Below are 20920 nucleotides of genomic sequence, written 5' to 3' on the forward strand. Positions count from 1 at the left end.
TGGCGGCGGGCGGCGCGGATTGCGCCAGGGCGTGGCCGGCGACCGCTGCGGTGGCGAGCCCGCCGGCCGCGGCGAGGAAGCGCCGGCGTGGATTGGAGGATGGCTGGGTCATGGAGTCTCCCGATAGCTGAGCCGCCCCGGTGCGGGATGCCGCCGGGGCTTGATGAGCCGGGCGCGCGGGCCCGGCGGGGCTTGGCGACGCGAGTCGCCGAGACGGACGGCCGATATGAAGATCGGCCGGATGCGTCCGTTCAGGTGGAGGGCTGCGCGGCCAGTCGTTCGAGCTGGCGGTCGTGCAGTCGTCCCAGGGCAAGCTGCGCGATTATCGCCCCGAGCAGCGCCATCAGCATGTCGGCCTGTGCGTCCCACGGGTCGCCCTGGGTGCCGAGGAACTCCACCGCGCCGCCTCCCCAGAGCACCGCGGAGGCCCATTCGACCAGCTCGTAAAGCGCGCTGATGCCGGTGCAGCTCAGGGTGAGTAGGGCGAACAGCCATTTTCCCGGGCGCAGCGGCGAGGTGCGCAGCAACAGCTCACGACCGAGGATGGCCGGGGTGACGCCCTGGAAGAAGTGGCCGAAGCGGTCGTAAGGGTTGCGCGCGAGCTCGAACCAGTCCTGCACCACGAAGCCGACCGGCACCCGTGCGTAGGTGTAGGCGCCGCCGAGGATCAGGATCAGCGAGAAGAACGCGATCAGGCCATACGTGAGCGGGGTGAGCGGGAAGCGCCGCGCGCTCGCGAGCAGGATGGGCAGCGCGATCAGCACCGGGGCCACCTCGGCCCACCACACGTCGCGGTCGTAGGGGGCGATGCCCGAGGCGAGGAGGGCGGCGAGGACGAGGATCAGCAGGGCGAGGCGCAGGTTCATGGGGGCTCCCGGGGGCCGACGTGGGGCTGGCGTTGGTACGAGGCCGTGCGGACCCTTGGGGATGATGCCGCGGGCGATCGCCTTGGCGCGTTATCCTGAGCCCTTGCGAACTTCCTCGCCAGCATGGCCCGCCTGTTCCGGTGCAGCGGCGGTGCAGGGCAAGCGAAACTTCACGCCCCACGGAAAGTCGTATCAGCCCTATTCACGCGCAGGATCTCCGATGAAATACCGCCCCATCACGCTGGCCGCCTGTCTCCTGGCGGCGCTCTTTGCGCAGGTCGGCCCCGCAGCCGCGGCCGACGCCTCGCCCGCGCCCGTGGAGCCGATCGCCGCGCTCGATGTGCCGCGCTACATGGGCACCTGGTACGAGATCGCGCGCTATCCGAACTGGTTCCAGAAGAAGTGCACGGGGGATTCGCGCGCCGACTACAGCCTGCTCGAGAGCGGCGAGGTGCGCGTGGTGAACCGCTGCCGCGAGGCCGACGGCAAGGTCGCGGAGGCGGTGGGCCTTGCGCGGCAGCTCGGTGCGGCGGACTCGCCGCGGCTGGAGGTGCGCTTCGCCCCAGCGTGGCTGTCTTTTCTGCCCATGGTGTGGGGCGACTACTGGGTGCTCGACCTCGACCCCGACTATCGCCTGGTGGCGGTCGGCGAGCCGAGCCGCGAGTACCTGTGGATCCTGTCGCGCACGCCGACGGTCGATGCGCGTGCCTACTCCGAACTGCTCGAGCGCCTCGCGGCGCGCGGCTTCGATGTCGACCGGCTGGTGCGCGGGGAGCAGGGCGGCGGCGGGTGACTGGCACCAAATTTGCTGTGGTAACCTCGGCAGGGTGTCGCCGTGCCGCCGTACGTCTTCCCGGCCGCCCACCCCGTCCCTGAAAGCCTTTCCGCCCCGATCCGCCATCGATGTTGCTCGCCTCGCTCGTCCTGCTCCCCTTCCTCGGCAGCGTGCTCGCCGCGCTCATGCCGCAGGACGCGCGCAACCGCGAGTCCTGGCTGGCGATCGGGGTGGCGGTGGGCGGGCTGGCGATCGCGGCGGCGCTGTTCCCGCAGGTCGCCGCAGGCGAGGTCGTGCGTGCGGAGTTCGCCTGGCTTCCGGCGAAGGGCCTGGACTTCGTGCTGCGGGTCGACGGCCTGGCCTGGGTGTTCACCGTGCTGGTGCTGGCGATCGGGCTGCTGGTGGTGCTGTACGCGCGCTACTACATGTCGCCCGAAGACCCGGTGCCGCGCTTCTTCGCCTTCCTGCTTGCCTTCATGGGCTCGATGCTGGGCGTGGTGCTGTCGGGCAACCTGGTGCAGCTGGTGGTGTTCTGGGAACTCACCAGCCTCACCTCCTTCCTGCTCATCGGCTACTGGCACCACCGCGCCGACGCCCGCCGCGGCGCGCGCATGGCGTTCACGGTGACCGCCACCGGCGGCCTGTGCCTGATGGCCGGGGTGCTGGTGCTCGGGCACATCGTCGGCAGCTATGACCTCGACGTGGTGCTCGCCGCCGGAGACCTCATCCGCGGCCACGAGCTCTACCTGCCCGCGCTGGTGCTGATCGCGCTCGGCGCGCTCACCAAGAGCGCGCAGTTTCCCTTCCACTTCTGGCTGCCGCACGCGATGGCGGCGCCTACGCCGGTGTCGTCCTACCTGCACTCGGCCACCATGGTGAAGGCGGGGGTGTTCCTGCTGGTGCGCCTGTGGCCGGCGCTCGCGGGGACGCCGGAGTGGACCTGGATCATCGGCGGCGCGGGGGTGTGCACCCTGCTGATCGGCGCCTTCGTGGCCATCTTCCAGCACGACCTCAAGGGCCTGCTGGCCTACTCGACGATCAGCCACCTCGGCCTCATCACCGTGCTGATCGGCATCGGCACGCCGCTGGCGATCGTCGCGGCGATCTTCCACATCCTCAACCACGCTACCTTCAAGGCCTCGCTGTTCATGGCCGCGGGCATCATCGACCACGAGACCGGCACCCGCGACCTGCGCGTGCTGCGCGGCCTGCGCCACAAGCTGCCGATCACCGCCACGCTGGCCATCGTCGCCAGCGCGGCGATGGCGGGGGTGCCGCTGCTGAACGGCTTCCTGTCCAAGGAGATGTTCTTCGCCGAGACGCTGCAGGTCGGCGGTGACCTCAACTGGTGGATGTCGTACGCCGCGGTGGCGATGGGCATGTTCAGCGTGGCCTACTCGCTGCGCTTCATCTCGGTGTTCTTCGGCGCGCCCGCGCAGGGCCTGCCGCGCGACCCGCACGAGCCGCCGCGCTGGATGCGCTTCCCGGTCGAGCTGCTGGTGCTCGCCTGCCTGGTGGTGGGGGTTGCGCCCGGGGTGAGCATCGAGCCGCTGCTCCACCTCGCGGTGGTCGCCACCCTGGGCGAGGCGGCGCCGGTCTACGACCTGGCGGTGTGGCACGGCCTCAACCTGCCGCTGCTGATGAGCGTGTGCGCGCTTGTGGGCGGCGTGGCGCTCTACGTGGTGCTGCGCCGCCACTTCGACCTGGCGCAGCGCGAGCGCGTGCCGCTGATCCACCGCCTGAACGGCGCGCAGGCCTACGAGACCACGATGCTGCAGCTCACCCGCGGCGCGGAGTGGCTGCTGCGCCGCGTCGGCACGCGCCGGCTGCAGCCGCAGCTGATGCTCATGATGGTGGCGCTGCTGCTCGTCCCGCCCCTGCTCGCGGGCGTGCCGCCGGCGTGGACGGCGATCCCGCTGCAGGGCTTCGACCCGCTCTTCGCCGGCATGTGGCTGATCGGTGCCGGCTGCGCGCTGGCCGGGGCGTGGATGGCGAAGTACCACCGCCTCGCCGCGCTCGCGCTCGTCGGTGGCACCGGCATCGTCACCGCGGCGACCTTCCTGTGGCTGTCGGCACCCGACCTGGCGCTGACCCAGCTGATGGTGGAGACGGTGACCACGGTGCTGATCCTGCTCGGCCTGCGCTGGCTGCCGCCACGGATCGAGTCGATCACCGGCTCGACGCAACCGGCCTGGCGCGTGTGGACGCGGCGCGGACGCGACCTCGCGCTCGCAGTCGGTGGCGGCCTCGCGCTGGCGGCGCTGACGTATGCGGTGCTGGTGCACCCGGCCTCGGACACGATCGCCGACTTCTTCCTGCTCAACGCCCTGAGCGGCGGCGGGGGCAGCAACGTGGTGAACGTGCTGCTGGTGGACTTCCGCAACTTCGACACCCTGGGCGAGATCACCGTACTCGCCATCGTCGCGCTCACGGTGTATGCCCTGCTGCGCCGCTTCCGCCCTGCGCCCGAGAGCGCCGGCATCCCGCCGCAGCAGCGCTTCGAGGGCGACCCCGCGAGCCGGCAGAACCCCGCCGAGCAGGCCGATCGCGGCTACCTGCTGGTGCCGGGCATCTACCTGCGCCTGCTGCTGCCCTTCATGGGGGTGATCGCGGTGTATTTCTTCATGCGCGGGCACAACCTGCCGGGCGGGGGCTTCGTCGCCGGGCTGATCTTCGCGGTGGCGATCCTGGTGCAGTACATGCTGGCCGGCACGGTGTGGGTGGAGAGCCACCTGAGCCTGCGCCCGCACCGCTGGCTGGGCTTCGGCCTGCTGCTGGCCTGCGTCACCGGCCTGGGGGCGTGGTGGTTCGAGCACCCCTTCCTCACCACCCACACCGCCCACGTTCATTGGCCGCTGGTGGGCGAGCTGCACCTGCCGAGCGCCTTCGTCTTCGACCTCGGGGTGTTCGCGGTCGTGGTGGGGACGACGATGCTGATGCTGGTCGCGCTCGCGCACCAGTCGCTGCGCGCACACCGCCACCCAGGCGAGGACGCGCCGGCGGACGGGCAGGGCGGCGCCGAGGGGAGGAGGCTCTGATGGAGCTCGTGCTGGCCATTTCCGTCGGGGTGGTGTTCGGCGCAGGCGTCTGGCTGATCCTGCGCCCGCGTACCTTCCAGCTCATCACCGGGCTGCTGCTGATGTCCTACGCGGTCAACCTGTTCATCTTCGCGATGGGCCGGCTGTGGGTGGACAAGCCGCCGATCACGCCCACGCCCGCCATCGATCCGGCGCAGTTCGCCGACCCGCTGCCGCAGGGGCTGGTGCTGACCGCGATCGTGATCGGCTTCGCCACCACCGCGCTCTACCTGGTGATCATGATCGGCGCGCGCGGGCTGTCGGGCAGCGACCACGTCGACGGTGAGGAGCCGCGCGAATGACTTCGCTGCCTTGGCTGAACCACCTGATCATCGTGCCCGTGCTGCTGCCGCTGGTCGTGGGCGCGTTGATGATCCCGATCAACCAGGCGCGCCACGGCCTCAAGTTCGCCCTCGGCCTCTCCAGCGGGGTGCTGCTGTGGGCGGTCGCGGTCGCGCTGCTGGTGCTGGCCGACAGCGGGCATTGGCCGGGCGGTATCGGCGTGTATCTGGCCGCCAACTGGGCGGCGCCCTTCGGCATCGCCCTGGTCGCCGACCGCCTCTCCGCGCTGATGCTGGTGCTCGCCGCGACCATCGCGCTCGCCGTGCTGGTGTTCTCGGCGCGGCGCTGGGACCGCGTCGGGGTGGGCTTCCACCCGCTCTTCCAGTTCCTGCTGATGGGGCTCAACGGCGCCTTCCTGACCAACGACCTGTTCAACCTCTTCGTGTTCTTCGAGGTCATGCTGGCCGCGTCCTACGGCCTCGTGCTGCACGGCTACAACCTGCGCCGCATCCAGGCCGGCATGCAGTACATCGCGGTGAACCTGGTGGCCTCGCTGCTGTTCCTGATCGGGGTGTCGCTGATCTATGCCGCCTCCGGCACGCTCAACATCGCCGACCTCGGCGCGCGGGTGGCCCTGCTCGGCGCGCAGGACGCCTGGCTGCTGCAGATCGGCGCGACGGTGCTGGCGCTCGCCTTCCTGACCAAGGGCGCGATGTGGCCGCTCGGCTTCTGGCTGCCCACGACCTACGCCTCGGCCTCGGCGCCGGTGGGGGCGATGCTGGTGCTGATGACCAAGGTGGGCGTGTATGCGGTGCTGCGGGTGTGGCTGGCGGTGTTCGGCGAGGGCGCGGGCGCCGCGGAGGGCTTCGGCTTCACCGCGCTGACCCTGGGCGGCATGGCGACCCTGCTGTTCGGCGCCATCGGCATGCTCGCCAGCCAGGACGGCGGGCGCATGGCGGGCTACGGCGCGATCGTGTCCTCGGGGACGCTGCTGGCAGTGGTCGGGCAGGCGGGCGGCGCGGTGCTGGCCTCGGGCCTCTACTACCTGCTCGGCTCCACGCTGGCGATGGCGGCCTTCATGCTGCTGATCGAGCTCACCGAGCGCATCCGCCCGCCGGGCGCCGCGCTGATCGCGATCACCATGGAGGCCTTCGCGATCGAGGACAAGCCGGAGGACCCGGTGGGCGTCGGCATCCCCGGCACGCTCGCCTTCCTCGGCCTGAGCTTCGCCGCGTGCGCGCTGGTGATCGCCGGCATGCCGCCGCTGTCGGGCTTCGTCGCCAAGTTCAGCCTCTTCCACGCCCTGCTCGCGGCCGCACCCGAGGCGGTGCCGGCGACCACCTGGATGCTGATCGGGCTGATGATCCTCGCCGGGCTGGCCGCAATCATCGCGCTGATGCGCCTGGGCGTGCGCACCTTCTGGGCCGCGGGCGCGGTGACGCCGCCGCGGCTGCAGTTCTCCGAGGCTGCGCCGGTGGGCGCGCTGGTGCTGCTGTGCGTGCTGCTGACGGTGCAGGCGGGCACGGTGTTCGACTACCTCGGGCGCACCACCGCGGGCCTGCTGCGCAGCGGCGACTACGCCGCGCGTGTGCTCGGCGAGCCCCCGGTGCTGCGCGCGCCGGGCGCGGAGGAGGGGGCGCGATGAGACGCTGGCTGCCTTCGCCGCTGCTGTCGGCGAGCCTGCTGCTGATGTGGCTGATGCTCAACCAGACGCTGGAGCCCGCCCACTGGCTGCTCGGCGGCGTGCTCGGCGTGCTCGCGCCGCTGCTGTCGCGGCCGCTGCAGCCGCACGGCCACGCCCGCATCCGGCGCCCGCTGGCGCTTTTCCGGCTGTTGTGGATGGCGGCGGTCGAGATCGTCCGCTCCTGCTTCAACGTCACCCAGATCATCCTGCTGCGGCGCTCGGCGGACGTGAACTCGCAGTTCATCCGCGTGCCGCTCGAGCTGAAGAGCCCGCACGGCCTGGCCCTGCTGTCCTGCCTGATCAACTCGACGCCGGGCACGGTGTGGGTGGAGATCCTGCCCGAGCGCCACGAGCTGCTGCTGCACGTCTTCGACCTGCACGACGAGGCGTGGTGGGTGCATACCATCAAGACGCGTTACGAACAGCCGATCATCGAGGTGTTCGAGACGCCCGAACCCGGAGGAAGCCGGACATGACGACCGCGACGCTGCTCTCGGCAGCGAGCTTTTTCGCGCTGGCCTGCGTGGTGCTGGCCATGCTGCTGTGCACGCTGCGGCTGATGGTCGGGCCCTCGGCGCAGGACCGCGTGCTGGCGCTCGACACGCTGTGGATGTGCGTGATGGTGCTGGCGCTGTTGCTGGGCATCCGCCACGGCAGCCAGATCTACTTCGAGGCGGCGCTGATCATCGCGCTGCTCGGCTTCGTTTCCACGATCGCGCTCGCCAAGTTCCTGATGCGCGGGGAGGTGATCGAATGAGCGGCGCCGAATCCCTGCCGTGGTGGGCGGCGATCCCGGTGGCCTTGCTGCTGGTGCTCGGCGGGCTGATCACCCTGGTCGGCACGATCGGCCTGGCGCGCCTGCAGAGCTTCTACCAGCGCATCCACGGCCCCGCGATCACGATCGCGCTCGGCGCCGGCTGCATCCTGGTCGCGTCGATGCTGTACTTCACGGTGGCGCAGTCGCGCCTGGTGATCCACGAGCTGCTGATCAGCGTCTTCGTGCTGATGACCGCGCCGGTGGTGTCGATGCTGATCATGCGCGCCGCGGTGTATCGCGACCTGCGTGCCGCGCGCGACATGGATCCGGGGAACGACGCGGGGAACTCGTGAGCGCGCGGGGCGCCGAGGCGAGCAAGTCGAGATCGAAGGTTAACCGACCCCGTTTCAACCGGATCCGTTACGCCCAAGGGTTCAACAAGCCCGCGTTCGTCGTCTCTAAGTCACCGACGCTTCGCGTGGCCACCGTCAGGCCATGAGCGGACGCGGTTGCCGCGATGAGGGCATCGTGCTCTGCACGCACATCAGGAACGTGCAGCTTCGCGCAGCGACGCGCGACTGCGGTATCGACAGCAAGGATTCGGCCGGCAAAGGCCGGCAGTAGATGTCGATTGAGCCATACGCGCAGCAGCGCGGCCTGTGCGCGATCCGGTTGCTCGACGAGCAGGGGCCCTCAGTTTTGCCTCCCCGGGGATCAGCCAATAAAAAAGCCAACCCCGGAGGATTGGCTTTTTTGCTTGGTGATGCTGGCTCCCCGACCTGGGCTCGAACCAGGGACCTACGGATTAACAGTCCGGCGCTCTACCGACTGAGCTATCGAGGAATTACTCTTTTTGCAGCTTCGCTACGAAGCACCCGCTGCAACTTGCTGTTCCTTGGAGAAACACCAAGTTCTGAAACTTGGCTCCCCGACCTGGGCTCGAACCAGGGACCTACGGATTAACAGTCCGGCGCTCTACCGACTGAGCTATCGGGGAACAGAGGCGCGCATTCTAGGCAGAGAACGCGCTTGCGTCAAGGCAAAGGCGGCAAATTTTAGCGCCCCCCCCCTCGCCCCGACGCGTTGAGGCTCGGCCCCCGAGCTTAGCCCTTGACCACCTGCGCGATCGCCTTGGCGACGTAGCCGATGTTCTTCGAGTTGAGCGCGGCCAGGCAGATGCGGCCGGTCGACACGGCGTAGATGCCGAAGTCGGCCTTCAGCTGCTCGACCTGGGCGGCGGTCAGCCCGGTGTAGGAGAACATGCCGCGCTGCTTGATCACGAAGGAGAAGTCCTGCGCCACGCCGGCGGCCTTGAGCTGCTCGACCAGGCCGGTGCGCATGGCGCGGATGCGCTCGCGCATACCGCCGAGCTCGTCTTCCCACATCTGGCGCAATTCGGGCGAGGACAGCACCGCGGCGACGATGGCGCCGCCATGGATCGGCGGGTTGGAGTAGTTGGTGCGGATCACGCGCTTGACCTGCGACAGCACGCGGCCGGCTTCTTCCTTGCTGGCGGTGACGATGGACAGCGCGCCGACGCGCTCGCCGTAGAGCGAGAAGCTCTTCGAGAACGAGCTCGACACGAAGAACTGCAGGCCGCTGGCCGAGAAGGCGCGCACGGCGACGGCGTCGGGCTCGATGCCGTCGGCGAAGCCCTGGTAGGCCATGTCGAGGAAGGGGATGAGGCTGCGCTCGCGGCACACGGCGACCACGTCGTCCCACTGCGAATCGGACAGGTCGGCGCCGGTCGGGTTGTGGCAGCAGGCGTGCAGCACGATGATCGAGCCGGGCTGCAGGCTGTCGAGCTTGGCCTTCATGCCGGCGAAGTTCACGCCGCGGGTGGCGGCGTCGTAGTAGGGGTAGTTCTCGACCGGGAAGCCGGCGGACTCGAACAGCGCACGGTGGTTCTCCCAGCTCGGGTCGGAGATGTACACGGTGGCGCCGGGCAGCAGGCGCTTGAGGTAGTCGGCGCCGACCTTGAGCGCGCCGGTGCCGCCGAGGGCCTCGATGGTGACGGTCTGGCCGCTGGTGGCGAGCTGCGAGTCCTTGCCGAAGAGCAGGCCCTGCACCGCGTTGTTGTAGGCGGCCGGGCCTTCGATCGGCTGGTAGCCGCGCGGCGGCATGGCCTCGAGGCGGGCCTTCTCGGCGGTGCGCACGGCGGCCAGCAGCGGGATCTTGCCGTTGTCGTCGTAGTACACGCCGACGCCGAGGTTCACCTTCTCGGCACGGGTGTCGGCGGCGAAGGCCTCGTTCAGGCCAAGGATCGGGTCACGGGGCGCCATCTCGACGGCGGCGAAGATCGAAGCGGACATGAGGACTCCAGTTGTTCCGGTAGGGCAGCAAGAATGACGCGTGGCGGGAACGGACTTGCGCCGTGCCTTGTCACGCGATTTGGGAAATAATCGGCGTTTTCGTCCGGTCTCACCATGCGGCGATGCACCGGAATGGAGCAGGAATTTTAGCATGACGAGTCAAGGCAATAGCGCCGGAAACGATGCACCGCAGCAAAGCGCGACGGTGCTCTCCTTCGAGGGCAGCCCCTTTCGCCTGCACCAGCCCTTTCCTCCCGCCGGCGACCAGCCCGAGGCGATCCGCCTGCTGTGCGAGGGGGTGGAAGACGGCCTGATGTACCAGACGCTCCTCGGCGTGACCGGCTCGGGCAAGACCTACACGATGGCCAACGTCATCGCCCGCATGGGCCGCCCGGCGCTGGTGCTGGCGCCCAACAAGACGCTGGCGGCGCAGCTCTACGCCGAGTTCAAGGAGTTCCTGCCCGAGAACGCGGTCGAGTACTTCGTCAGCTACTACGACTACTACCAGCCCGAGGCCTACGTGCCCTCGCGCGACCTCTTCATCGAGAAGGACTCGTCGATCAACGAGCACATCGAGCAGATGCGGCTGTCGGCGACCAAGAGCCTGATGGAGCGCCGCGACGTGGTGATCGTGGCCACGGTGTCTTGCATCTACGGCATCGGCGACCCGGTCGACTACCACGCCATGATCCTGCACCTGCGCGAGGGCGAGCGCATCGCGCACCGCGACCTCATCCAGCGCCTGGTGGCGATGCAATACACCCGCGCCGACATCGACTTCCGCCGCGGCACCTTCCGCGTGCGCGGCGACGTGATCGACGTCTTCCCGGCGGAGAACGCCGAGCTCGCGGTGCGCATCGAGATGTTCGACGACGAGATCGAGCACCTGACCCTGTTCGATCCGCTCACCGGTCACCTCAAGCACAAGCTGGCGCGCTTCACCGTGTATCCGTCCAGCCACTACGTGACCCCGCGCGCCACCGTGCTGCAGGCGATCGAGGCGATCAAGGAGGAGTTGAAGGAGCGCATCGCGACCTTCCAGCGCGAGGGCAAGCTGGTGGAGGCGCAGCGCATCGAGCAGCGCACCCGCTTCGACCTTGAGATGCTGAACGAGATGGGCTTCTGCAAGGGCATCGAGAACTACTCGCGGCATCTGTCGGGCCGCGGCCCGGGCGAGCCGCCGCCGACGCTGATCGACTACCTGCCGCAGGACGCGCTGCTGTTCATCGACGAGTCGCACGTCGCCATCGGCCAGGTCGGCGGCATGTACAAGGGCGACCGCTCGCGCAAGGAGAACCTGGTCGGCTATGGCTTTCGCCTGCCCTCGGCGCTGGACAACCGGCCGCTCAAGTTCGACGAGTTCGAGCGCCTGATGCCGCAGACCGTCTTCGTCTCCGCCACGCCGGCGAAGTACGAGGAAGAGCACCAGGGCCAGGTGGTGGAGCAGGTGGTGCGCCCGACCGGCCTGATCGACCCGATGGTCGAGGTGCGTCCGGCGATGACCCAGGTGGACGACCTGCTCGGCGAGATCAAGAAGCGCCTGGCGGTGAACGAGCGCGTGCTGGTCACCGTGCTCACCAAACGCATGGCCGAGGACCTCACCGACTACCTTGCCGACAACGGCATCCGCGTACGCTACCTGCACTCGGACATCGACACCGTGGAGCGCGTGGAGATCATCCGCGACCTGCGCCTGGGCGAGTTCGACGTGCTGGTGGGCATCAACCTGCTGCGCGAGGGACTGGACATTCCCGAGGTGTCGCTGGTGACGATCCTGGACGCGGACAAGGAGGGCTTCCTGCGCTCCGAGCGTTCGCTGATCCAGACCATCGGCCGCGCTGCGCGCCACCTGCACGGTACCGCCATCCTCTACGCCGACCGCATCACCGACTCGATGAAGGCGGCGATCGGCGAGACCGAGCGCCGCCGCGACAAGCAGATCGCCTTCAACGAGGCCAACGGCATCGTGCCGAAGTCGGTCACGAAACGGATCAAGGACATCATCGACGGGGTCTATGATTCGGATGGCGCCAAGCGCGACGCCGCACGCGTGGCGGAGAAGGGCAAGGACTACGCGGCGATGGACGAGAAGGCGCTGGCGCGGGCGATCAAGCGCCTGGAAAAGGAGATGCAGGAGCACGCCCGCAACCTCGAGTTCGAGAAGGCCGCGGCGGCGCGCGACGAGCTCTTCAAGTTGCGCGAGCGCGCCTTCGGCGCCGACCAGCACGGCAGCGTGTAAACAACAATAAGAGGAGGGGAGGGGATGAAGAGGATCCTGTTCGTATGCACAGGGAACATCTGCCGCTCGCCGACCGCGGAGGCGGTAGCGCGTCACTTTGTCGAGACCGGCGGGCTCGGCGCGCAGGTGCTGCTCGACTCGGCCGGCACACAGGGCTACCACGTCGGCGAGGCGCCCGATCCGCGCACGCAGAAGGCGGCCAGGCTGCGCGGCTACGACCTGTCGGCGCTACGCGCGCGCAAGCTGGAGCTGCGGGATTTCCAGGAGTTCGACCTGCTGCTGGCGATGGACCGCGGGCATCTCGAGCACATGCAGCGCCACTGCCCCGAGGTGTATCGGCCCAAGCTGCAGCTCTTCCTGCCCTTCACGGGGGCGGAACGTCACGGCGAAGAGGTGCCCGACCCCTATTACGGCGGACCGAAGGGCTTCGACCTGGTGCTCGACATGTGTGAGGAAGGGGCGCGCGGCATCGTGGAGCGCGTGCGGCGGGAGGAGTGAGCCGGAGGGGGGCGGCGCGGGCCCATCCGGGCGGGAGATGAGCGAGCGCTCGCAGTGTCGCGCGTTGCCGCAGGGGCGTCGCTGCCCCGCGCGACTGGCGGGGCGAAGCGGCGGCAGCGACGAGAGTCCCGCCCGATCTCCCGTCGCCGGTGCTCAGGCCTCGGCAGCCTTGGCGGCGCGCTTGCGGTCGGTTTCCTTGAGGTGACGCTTGCGCAGGCGGATGTTCTTGGGCGTGATCTCGACCAGCTCGTCGTCGGCGATGAACTCGATCGCGGATTCCAGCGTGAGCGCGATCGGTGTGATCAGGCGCACGGCCTCGTCGGTGCCGGAGGCGCGCACGTTGGTGAGCTGCTTGCCCTTGATCGGGTTCACCACGAGGTCGTTGTCGCGGGTGTGGATGCCGATGATCATGCCTTCGTACAGCGCCTCGCCCGGGCTGACGAACATGCGGCCGCGATCCTGCAGGTTCCACAAGGCATAGGCCACCGCCTCGCCGTCGTTCTGCGAGATCAGCACGCCGTTGCGGCGCTCGGCCATCGGGCCGGCCATGGGGCCGTAGTCGTCGAAGACGTGGCTGGCGAGGCCGGTGCCGCGCGTCATGGTGAGGAACTCGCCCTGGAAGCCGATCAGGCCGCGGGCCGGGATGCGGTACTCGAGGCGCACGCGCCCCTTGCCGTCCGGCTGCATGTCCTGGAGTTCGCCGCGGCGACGGCCGAGCTCTTCCATCACGCCGCCCTGGTGATCTTCCTCGACGTCGACGGTGAGCGTCTCGTAGGGCTCGCACTTGACGCCGTCGATTTCCTTGTAGACCACGCGCGGGCGGCCCACCGCGAGTTCGTAGCCCTCGCGGCGCATGTTCTCGAGCAGGATGGTGAGGTGCAGTTCGCCACGACCTGCAACTTCGAACACGTCCGAGTCGCCGGTGTAGGTCACGCGCAGGGCGACGTTCTTGAGCAGCTCCTTCTCCAGGCGTTCGCGGATCTGGCGGCTGGTGACGTACTTGCCTTCGCGACCGGCCAGCGGCGAGGTGTTGACCATGAAGTTCATGGTCAGCGTGGGCTCGTCGACGGCGATCGGCTTCATGCCGTCGAGGCACTCCGGGTCGCACAGCGTGACGCCGATGTTGACCTGCTGGATACCCGCGATCAGCACGATGTCGCCAGCCTCGGCAAGCTCGGAGGGTTTGCGCTCCAGACCCTCGAAGGTGAGGATCTGGCTGACCTTGCCCTTGCCGCGGTTCTCGTCGCCGTACATGACGACGACTTCCTGGTTCGGACGCACGCGGCCGCGCTTGATGCGGCCGATGCCGAGCTGGCCCATGTAGGTCGAGTAGTCGAGCGAGCACACCTGGATCTGCAGCGGGCCGTCGGCGTCGACTTCGGGCGCGGGCACGTGCTCGAGGATGGCCTCGAACAGCGGGCGCATGTCGGTGCGCTCGTCGCCCTCGTTGATCACCGCGAAGCCGTTCAGGCCCGAGGCGTAGATCACCGGGAAGTCGAGCTGCTCCTCGGTGGCGCCGAGCTTGTCGAACAGGTCGAAGGTGTGGTTGATCACCCAGTCCGGACGCGCGCCCGGGCGGTCGATCTTGTTGATGACGACGATCGGCTTGAGGCCGAGCGCGAGCGCCTTGCGGGTGACGAAGCGGGTCTGCGGCATCGGGCCTTCGACGGCGTCCACCAGCAGCAGCACGCTGTCCACCATCGACAGCACGCGCTCGACCTCGCCGCCGAAGTCGGCGTGGCCCGGGGTGTCGACGATGTTGATGTGGGTGTCGCCGTACTGGATGGCGCAGTTCTTCGAAAGGATCGTGATGCCGCGTTCCTTCTCGATGTCTCCCGAGTCCATGACGCGTTCGGCGACCTGCTGGTTTTCGCGGAAGGTGCCGGACTGGCGCAGCAGTTGGTCGACGAGGGTGGTCTTGCCGTGGTCGACGTGGGCGATGATGGCGATGTTGCGAATGGCGCGGGACATGGAGGAGGGCGGCGAAGTCTTTGAAAGGGCGAGGATTCTATCACGTGCTGTGGCGGCGCAGCATGGATTTGTGGGGGGCGTGCTAGAATCGCGCGCCTCAGCCAACAGAGGTCTCTACACCATGCTCGCGATCATCGGCGGCAGCGGACTCACCCAACTGTCGAACATGGAGATCGAGCGCCGCGAGGTCGTGCGCACGCCCTACGGCGAGCCCTCCGGTGCGCTCGCCTTCGGCCGCGTCTGCGACGAGCCGGTCGTCTTCCTCGCCCGTCATGGATACGGCCACACGATTCCGCCGCACCTGGTCAATTACCGCGCGAACATCTGGGCGCTCAAGGAGGCCAAGGCCACCGGCATCGTCTCGGTCGCCTCGGTGGGCGGCATCCGCGCTGACCTCGCGCCGGGCACGCTGATCGTGCCGAGCCAGATCATCGACTACACCTGGGGGCGCAACAGCACCTTCTTCGAGGGCGGCAGCACGCCGGTGCGCCACATCGACTTCACCGAGCCCTACGACGAGGCCCTGCGCGGCCGCCTGCTCGCGGCGACCCTCGCGGCCGGCGACAGCGCGGTGGATGGTGGCGTGTATGCGAGCACGCAGGGCCCGCGCCTGGAGACCGCAGCCGAGATCGACCGCCTCGAGCGCGACGGCTGTGACATCGTCGGCATGACCGGCATGCCCGAGGCGGCGCTGGCGCGCGAGCTCGAGCTGCCCTATGCGGCAATCGGCGTGGTGGTGAACTACGCCGCCGGGCGCTCGTCGAGCGCGCACGGCATCCACTTCGACGAAATCGAGCTGGTGCTGCAGGAGTCCATGGTGCGCGTGCGCGCCGTGCTGGAGGGCCTCTGCCATGTCTGATCGACCGGTCGAGGGGGGCGACGCGATCAAGCGGATCGAGAGCGGGTTCGAGCACGTGCTGTTCGCCAGCCGCTGGCTGATGGCGCCGGTGTATTTCGGCCTGGTGCTGGCGATGGTGCTGCTGCTGGTGAAGTTCGGCAAGGAGCTGTTCGGGCTGTTCGCGCAGATCTGGAGCGCCTCGGGCAGCGAGCTGATCATCGGCGTGCTTTCGCTCGTCGACGTGGCGCTGATCATGAACCTGCTGATCATCATCATGTTCAGCGGCTACGAGAACTTCGTCTCCAAGATGGAGGACCTGCACACCCACCGCGACCGCCCGGAGTGGATGGGACATATCGGCTTCTCCGACCTCAAGCTCAAGCTGATCGGCTCGATCGTGGCGATCTCCGGGATCGAGCTGCTGAAGGCCTTCATGAACGCCCACAACCTCACCGATCGCCAGCTCGGCTGGATGGTGGGCATCCACGTCACCTTCCTGTTCTCGGGCCTGCTCTACGCGGCCATGGACCGCCTGGCGGGCAAGGGCCACTGAGCGCCGGCGCCCCGCCGCTGCTTTCGCGCCTGCCGGCGCTCCTACAGGGGATCCACCCGCCGGAGTTCATCTTTCGGGCCGCGCGGGTTCGTGTCTCGGCCCACGCGGGTCCATGTCCCGGGTCGCGCGGGGGTCATGTAGGAGCGCCGGCAGGCGCGAATGGGCGGTGCGGAGACGGTAGCCGTCGGGGCTGGGACGCCGCTTTCGCGCCTGCCGGCGCTCCTACAGGGGATCCGACCGCGGAGGCGCAGGTTTCGGGCTGCGCGGAGTTCATGGAGGAGCGCCGGCAGGCGCGAATGGGCGGAGCCGGCCCGCCCATTCGGCCTAGACCTGCAGTCGCTCGAGCAGCTCGCGCTCGATCCTGAGCACCTGCGCGTCCTGGTTCAGCACATTGCCGGTGAGCAGGAAGGTGTCCTCGACGCGCTCGCCCAGGGTGGCGATCTTGGCGGTGTGCAGGCGGATCCCGTGCTCGGCGAGTACCGCGGCGACGTCGTAGAGCAGGCCGGGGCGGTCGGCGGCGGTGAGCGAGAGCACGTGGTGGCGGCCGGCCTCGTCGGGGCGGATGCTGACCTCGGGGCTGATCGGGAAGTGCTTGACCTGCCTCGACATTCTTCCGCGGCTGGGGCGCTCTGGCACGCCGGGCTTCTGCAGGCGCGCGGTGAGCTCGTGCTCGATCAGGATCAGGATGTCGCGATAGGCGGCCTGTTCGCCCGGGTCCTGCAGCATGAAGCTGTCGAGTGCGTAGCCGTGACGGGTGGTGTGCACCTTCGCGTCTACGATGGTGAAGCCCATGCGGCCGAAGAAGCCGGTGAGGCGCACGAAGAGGTCCTTCTGGTCGCGGGTGAACACCATCACCTGCACGCCGTCCTCGTCCTCGGCCACGCGCGCCTTCACCACCGGCTCGTCCGATTCGGTGCGGTAGTACAGCACCCGCGTGTGCCAGGCGATCTCCTCGGCCGAATGGCGCATGAAATACACCGGGTCGAGCCGGGCCCACAGCGCGTCCTCGACGCCGGGGCGCAGGCCGTGGAAGCGCAGCTGGCGGCGGGCGTCCTCGATGCGGTCGTCGAGGCCGAGCGCCTCCTTGGCGGTGGCCCCGCGCAGCAGGCGCTGGGTGGCGAAGAACAGATCCTCGAGCAGCTTGCCCTTCCAGCCGTTCCACACCTTGGGGCTGGTGCCGCGGATGTCGGCGTGGGTGAGCAGGTAGAGCGCGACGAGGCGACGCTCGTCGCGCACGACGTCGGCGAAGCGCTGGATGATCTCGGGGTCGGAGGTGTCTTCCTTCTGCGCGACGCGCGACATGGTGAGGTGCTGCTCGACCAGCCACACGACCAGCGCGCTGTCGTCCGCGTCCATGCCGTGCTGCGCGCAGAACTCGCGCGCATCGGCCATGCCCAGCGTGGAGTGGTCGCCGCCGCGGCCCTTGGCGATGTCGTGGAAGAGCGCGGCGACGTAGAGCAGCCAGGGGCGCTCGAAGGCCATGATCAGGCGCGTCATCAGCGGGTATTCGTGCGCGTGCTCGCCCATGGTGAAGCGGCGCACGTTGCGCAGCACCATCAGGATGTGCTGGTCGACGGTGTAGACGTGGAACAGGTCGTGCTGCATCTGGCCGACGATGCGCCGCCAGGCGGGGATGTAGCGCGACAGGATGCCGTACTCGTTCATCTTGCGGAACACGCGCACGATGCCGCGGCGCTGCTGCAGGATCTGCAGGAAGAGCGCACGGTGCGCGGGGTCGGCGCGGAAGGCGGCGTTGACCTGGTTGCGGTGGATCCACAGCGCGCGCAGGGTGCGAGCGGTCATGCCCTTGAGCTCGGAGCGCTGCTGCAGCAGCAGGAAACATTCGAGCAGCGCGGCGGGCTGGCGCTCGAAGACGTCCTCGTCGCGGATGTCGAGCAGCTCGCGCACGACCTGGAAGCGCGCGTTGACCACGATCGCGGCGCCGCGGTCGGGGAAGATGACGCTGCCGTAGTTCTGCAGCAGCACGGTGTTGAGCTGCATCACCATCTTGGCGGTGACGTAGTAGCGCTGCATCAGCACCTCGGAGGCGCGCCGGGTGGGCGTGGCCTCGATGCCGAGGATGCGGGCGAGCCTTTCCTGGTGGTCGAAGAGCAGGCGGTCCTCGGCGCGGCCGGTGAGCTGATGCAGGCGGATGCGGATGTGCTGCAGGAAGCGCTCGATGGCGCGCAGCTCGCCGGCCTCGCCGCCGGTGATCAGGCGGTGGCGGGCGAGGTCGCGCCAGTTGTGGCCGAGGCCGGCGGCGCGCGCGATCCAGCCCAGCATCTGCAGGTCGCGCAGCCCGCCGGGGCTCTCCTTGCAGTTGGGCTCGAGCGCGTAGGGCGTGTCGTTGAAGCGCGCATAGCGCTGCTCCTGCTCGAGCAGCTTGGCCTTGTAGAAGGCGCGCACGTCGAGCGCCTCGCGGTAGCGCGCGTCGAGCTCGCCGAAGAGCGCCGCGTTGCCCGCGAGCAGGCGCGCCTCGAGCAGGTTGGTCTGCACGGTGATGTCGTCGGCGGCGGCGATCATGCACTCGTCCACCGTGCGCACCGCGTGGCCCACCTCGAGCCCACAGTCCCACAGCGCGCCGACCAGCGCCGACAGCCGTGCCTTCAGCGCCTCGTCGGGCGGCGCCGCGAGCAGCACGAGCAGGTCGACGTCCGAGGCGGGGAAGAGCTCGCCACGCCCGTAGCCGCCCACCGCCACCAGCGCGGCGGTGGCGGGCATCGCGCATGCCGTCCATAGGCGGACGAGTTCCTGGTCCACCAGCCGGGCGCGCCCCTTGAGCAGGGTGGAGGTCTGCGGCCGCGCCTGGTAGGCCGCGCGCAGCTGCGCGCTGCCCTCGACGAGGCGTTGGCGAGCCGTGGCGGCCAGGGTCTGCAGTTCGTCGGTGAGGGCGTCGTTCATGCGCGGGCCAGGGTCGGTTGGCTCAGCCTGCCTTGGCGAAGCGGGCGGCGACGAGTTCGGGCGGGGGCGGGCACTTGGCGGAGAGGGTGAGCACCTCGACGCCGGTCTCGGTGATCACCACCGTGTGCTCCCACTGCGCGGACAGGCTGCGGTCCTTGGTGACGATGGTCCAGCCGTCGGGCAGCTCGGAGATTGCCGCCTTGCCGGCGTTGATCATCGGCTCGATGGTGAAGATCATGCCGGGCTCGAGCGTGGGGCCGGTGCCGGCCTTGCCGTAGTGCAGCACCTGCGGCTCCTCGTGGAACTTGCGCCCGATGCCGTGGCCGCAGAACTCGCGCACCACCGAGAAGCCGTTGCCTTCGGCGTGCTTCTGGATCGCCGCACCGATGTCGCCGAGGCGGCCGCCGGGCCTGACCGCGGCGATGCCGAGCCACATGCACTCGTAGGTGATGCGCGTCAGGCGGCGGGCGACGATGCTGCAGGCCGACTCGCCGCCGACCAGGAACATGCGGCTGGTGTCGCCGTGGAAGCCGTCCTTGATGACGGTGATGTCGAGGTTGACGATGTCGCCCTTCTTGAGCGCCTTCTCGCCGGGCACGCCGTGGCACACCTGATGGTTGACCGAGGTGCAGATCGACTTGGGGTAGGGCTTGTAGCCGGGCGGGGCATAGTCGAGCGGGGCAGGGATGGTGTCCTGCACATTCACCATGTAGTCGTGGCAAAGGCGGTCGAGCTCGCCGGTGGTCACGCCGGGGACGACGAAGGGCTCGATGTAGTCGAGCACCTCGGCGCCGAGGCGGCAGGCCACGCGCATCTTCTCGATCTCTTCGGGGGTCTTGATGACAATGCTCATTGTTGTGTGTTCTGCGTCGGGGCGGTAAAGCAGGAAGGCTATCGCAAGCGCCGCGCTGCAGCAAACCCGGGCTCGGCGCAGGGCGCGCGCGCCGCCATGCCTTCGCCATCGCCGTGGCCGTCGCCCGCCGGACGGGTGTCGGCCTGCGTTCGACCGGCTGGCGGCCTTGAGCGCGATGCGAACCGCGTGATATTATTGCGGGCTTGTCTGCATGCGCAGGCAAAATCCGCACGCCTTGCGGCACAGGGTCCTTCCGGGGGCTCGCCCGATCCACCGCCTTCCGGCATCCGCCGGGGCCGAGGTCGAGCGAATCCCGGCGGGCAGCGTGGCGGTCCGGTTCGCCGGCCGTCCACCCGCAGGGCGGAGGTTCAACCCTTGTACAGTTTGGAGCAACACATGTCCGTCACGATGCGTCAGATGCTGGAAGCCGGCGTCCACTTCGGTCACCAGACCCGCTTCTGGAACCCGCGCATGGCCCCCTACATCTTCGGCCAGCGCAACAAGATCCACATCGTCAACCTCGAGAAGACGATGGTGAAGTACAACGAGGCCATCGAGTTCGTGCGCAAGCTCGCCGCAAACCGCGGCAACATCATGTTCGTCAGCACCAAGCGCCAGGCTCGCGAGATCATCGCCGAGGAAGCCCAGCGCGCTGGCATGCCCTACGTCGATGAGCGCTGGCTCGGCGGCATGCTGACCAACTTCAAGACCGTCAAGCAGTCGATCAAGCGCCTGAAGGAAGTCGAGGCGATGATGGAAGACGGCTCGATCGATCGCCTGTCCAAGCGCGAGGCGCTGACCGTGCGCCGCGAGCTCGACAAGCTGCAGAAGTCGATCGGCGGCATCAAGGACATGGGCGGCCTGCCTGACGCGCTGTTCATCATCGACGTCGGCTACCACAAGATCGCCATCACCGAAGCCAAGAAGCTCGGCATCCCGGTCGTGGCCGTGGTCGACACCAACCACTCGCCCGACGGCGTGGATTACCTGATCCCGGGCAACGACGACTCGTCGCGCGCGATCCGCCTCTACGCCCGTGGCGTGGCCGACGCCGTGCTGCAGGGCCGCAGCCAGGTGCTGCAGGAGATCGTTGACGCCGGCGGCGACGAGTTCGTCGAGGTCGAGGAAGAAGGCTCGCAGGAACAGGCCTGATCCTCAGTAAAGGGGGCCCGCGGGGCCCCTTTTGCAATCCGGGTGGCGCCTGCGAATCCCGCAACGTGCGCCCCGCACAATTCCCGATGTCGCGCCGACGGCCCTCCGGTGCGTCGCGCGGCATCCGCGTTTCGAACATCAAACCGAACCTATTCAGGAGCT

At 68.7% G+C, this 20920-nt stretch carries 17 protein-coding genes and 2 tRNA genes; 12 read left to right on the plus strand and 7 right to left on the minus strand.

The window, feature by feature from the left end; genetic code table 11:
• Window positions 1-251 precede the first annotated feature (251 nt).
• Window positions 252-866: a DUF2238 domain-containing protein gene (locus C667_RS03515; RefSeq protein WP_004357134.1), complete on the minus strand. Its 615-nt coding sequence runs from the start codon at window positions 864-866 to the stop codon at window positions 252-254.
• Window positions 867-1086: 220 nt separating this feature from the next.
• On the opposite strand from C667_RS03515, the gene C667_RS03520 reads away from it, so the two are divergent.
• The 7 genes from C667_RS03520 (at window position 1087) to mnhG (ending at window position 7794) form a co-directional block, all read left to right on the plus strand.
• A complete protein-coding gene (locus C667_RS03520; RefSeq protein ID WP_004357136.1) occupies window positions 1087-1659 on the plus strand; it encodes a lipocalin family protein in 573 nt (190 codons plus the stop codon).
• A gap of 110 nt (window positions 1660-1769) precedes the next feature.
• A complete protein-coding gene (locus C667_RS03525) occupies window positions 1770-4679 on the plus strand; it encodes a monovalent cation/H+ antiporter subunit A (protein ID WP_004357137.1) in 2910 nt (969 codons plus the stop codon).
• On the plus strand, window positions 4679-5020 hold the full coding sequence (locus C667_RS03530; RefSeq protein WP_004357139.1) for a Na+/H+ antiporter subunit C: 342 nt from the start codon (window positions 4679-4681) through the stop codon (window positions 5018-5020). Before C667_RS03525 ends, C667_RS03530 begins: the two co-directional genes overlap by 1 nt.
• Entirely contained in the window at window positions 5017-6645 is a 1629-nt protein-coding gene (locus C667_RS03535; protein WP_004357142.1) for a monovalent cation/H+ antiporter subunit D, read from the plus strand. The genes C667_RS03530 and C667_RS03535 overlap by 4 nt, the downstream gene beginning before the upstream one ends.
• Window positions 6642-7160, plus strand: coding sequence for a Na+/H+ antiporter subunit E (locus tag C667_RS03540; RefSeq protein ID WP_004357144.1), 519 nt, complete (start codon window positions 6642-6644; stop codon window positions 7158-7160). Before C667_RS03535 ends, C667_RS03540 begins: the two co-directional genes overlap by 4 nt.
• Window positions 7157-7441 carry a K+/H+ antiporter subunit F gene (locus tag C667_RS03545; RefSeq protein WP_004357146.1) on the plus strand — a complete coding sequence of 95 codons (285 nt, stop codon included), beginning with the start codon at window positions 7157-7159 and terminating at the stop codon, window positions 7439-7441. Before C667_RS03540 ends, C667_RS03545 begins: the two co-directional genes overlap by 4 nt.
• Window positions 7438-7794 carry a monovalent cation/H(+) antiporter subunit G gene (gene mnhG / locus C667_RS03550; RefSeq protein ID WP_004357148.1) on the plus strand — a complete coding sequence of 119 codons (357 nt, stop codon included), beginning with the start codon at window positions 7438-7440 and terminating at the stop codon, window positions 7792-7794. The genes C667_RS03545 and mnhG overlap by 4 nt, the downstream gene beginning before the upstream one ends.
• 414 nt (window positions 7795-8208) lie before the next feature.
• Here the strand turns inward: mnhG and C667_RS03555 are convergent.
• From C667_RS03555 to C667_RS03565, 3 genes are all read right to left on the minus strand, one after another.
• Window positions 8209-8284, minus strand: a tRNA-Asn gene (locus tag C667_RS03555).
• Window positions 8285-8362: 78 nt separating this feature from the next.
• Window positions 8363-8438, minus strand: a tRNA-Asn gene (locus C667_RS03560).
• 106 nt (window positions 8439-8544) lie between these two features.
• On the minus strand, window positions 8545-9753 hold the full coding sequence (locus C667_RS03565) for an amino acid aminotransferase (protein WP_004357150.1): 1209 nt from the start codon (window positions 9751-9753) through the stop codon (window positions 8545-8547).
• Between the two features lie 151 nt (window positions 9754-9904).
• Here C667_RS03565 and uvrB point away from each other — a divergent pair, with 151 nt between their 5' ends.
• Both uvrB and C667_RS03575 read left to right on the plus strand, forming a co-directional pair.
• Window positions 9905-11992, plus strand: a complete 2088-nt coding sequence (uvrB, locus tag C667_RS03570) for an excinuclease ABC subunit UvrB (protein ID WP_004357152.1) — start codon at window positions 9905-9907, stop codon at window positions 11990-11992.
• Window positions 11993-12016: 24 nt separating this feature from the next.
• Window positions 12017-12490, plus strand: a complete 474-nt coding sequence (locus C667_RS03575; RefSeq protein WP_004357154.1) for a low molecular weight protein-tyrosine-phosphatase — start codon at window positions 12017-12019, stop codon at window positions 12488-12490.
• A 153-nt stretch (window positions 12491-12643) separates the two neighbouring features.
• Here the strand turns inward: C667_RS03575 and typA are convergent, their stop codons facing one another.
• Entirely contained in the window at window positions 12644-14461 is a 1818-nt protein-coding gene (gene typA, locus C667_RS03580; protein ID WP_004357156.1) for a translational GTPase TypA, read from the minus strand.
• A gap of 121 nt (window positions 14462-14582) precedes the next feature.
• Here typA and C667_RS03585 point away from each other — a divergent pair, with 121 nt between their 5' ends.
• Both C667_RS03585 and C667_RS03590 read left to right on the plus strand, forming a co-directional pair.
• On the plus strand, window positions 14583-15320 hold the full coding sequence (locus tag C667_RS03585; protein ID WP_004357158.1) for an S-methyl-5'-thioinosine phosphorylase: 738 nt from the start codon (window positions 14583-14585) through the stop codon (window positions 15318-15320).
• Window positions 15321-15345: 25 nt separating this feature from the next.
• Window positions 15346-15852, plus strand: a complete 507-nt coding sequence (locus tag C667_RS03590; protein WP_039920720.1) for a TIGR00645 family protein — start codon at window positions 15346-15348, stop codon at window positions 15850-15852.
• A gap of 324 nt (window positions 15853-16176) precedes the next feature.
• Here C667_RS03590 and C667_RS03595 read toward each other — a convergent pair whose 3' ends face one another.
• Both C667_RS03595 and map read right to left on the minus strand, forming a co-directional pair.
• On the minus strand, window positions 16177-18753 hold the full coding sequence (locus C667_RS03595; protein ID WP_004357162.1) for a [protein-PII] uridylyltransferase: 2577 nt from the start codon (window positions 18751-18753) through the stop codon (window positions 16177-16179).
• 22 nt (window positions 18754-18775) lie between these two features.
• Window positions 18776-19606, minus strand: a complete 831-nt coding sequence (gene map / locus C667_RS03600; protein ID WP_004357164.1) for a type I methionyl aminopeptidase — start codon at window positions 19604-19606, stop codon at window positions 18776-18778.
• A 396-nt stretch (window positions 19607-20002) separates the two neighbouring features.
• Between map and rpsB the strand changes: the two genes are divergently transcribed.
• Entirely contained in the window at window positions 20003-20758 is a 756-nt protein-coding gene (gene rpsB / locus C667_RS03605; protein WP_004357166.1) for a 30S ribosomal protein S2, read from the plus strand.
• Window positions 20759-20920 lie beyond the last annotated feature (162 nt).

The organism is Thauera phenylacetica B4P, from assembly GCF_000310225.1.
GTDB classification, from domain to species: domain Bacteria; phylum Pseudomonadota; class Gammaproteobacteria; order Burkholderiales; family Rhodocyclaceae; genus Thauera; species Thauera phenylacetica.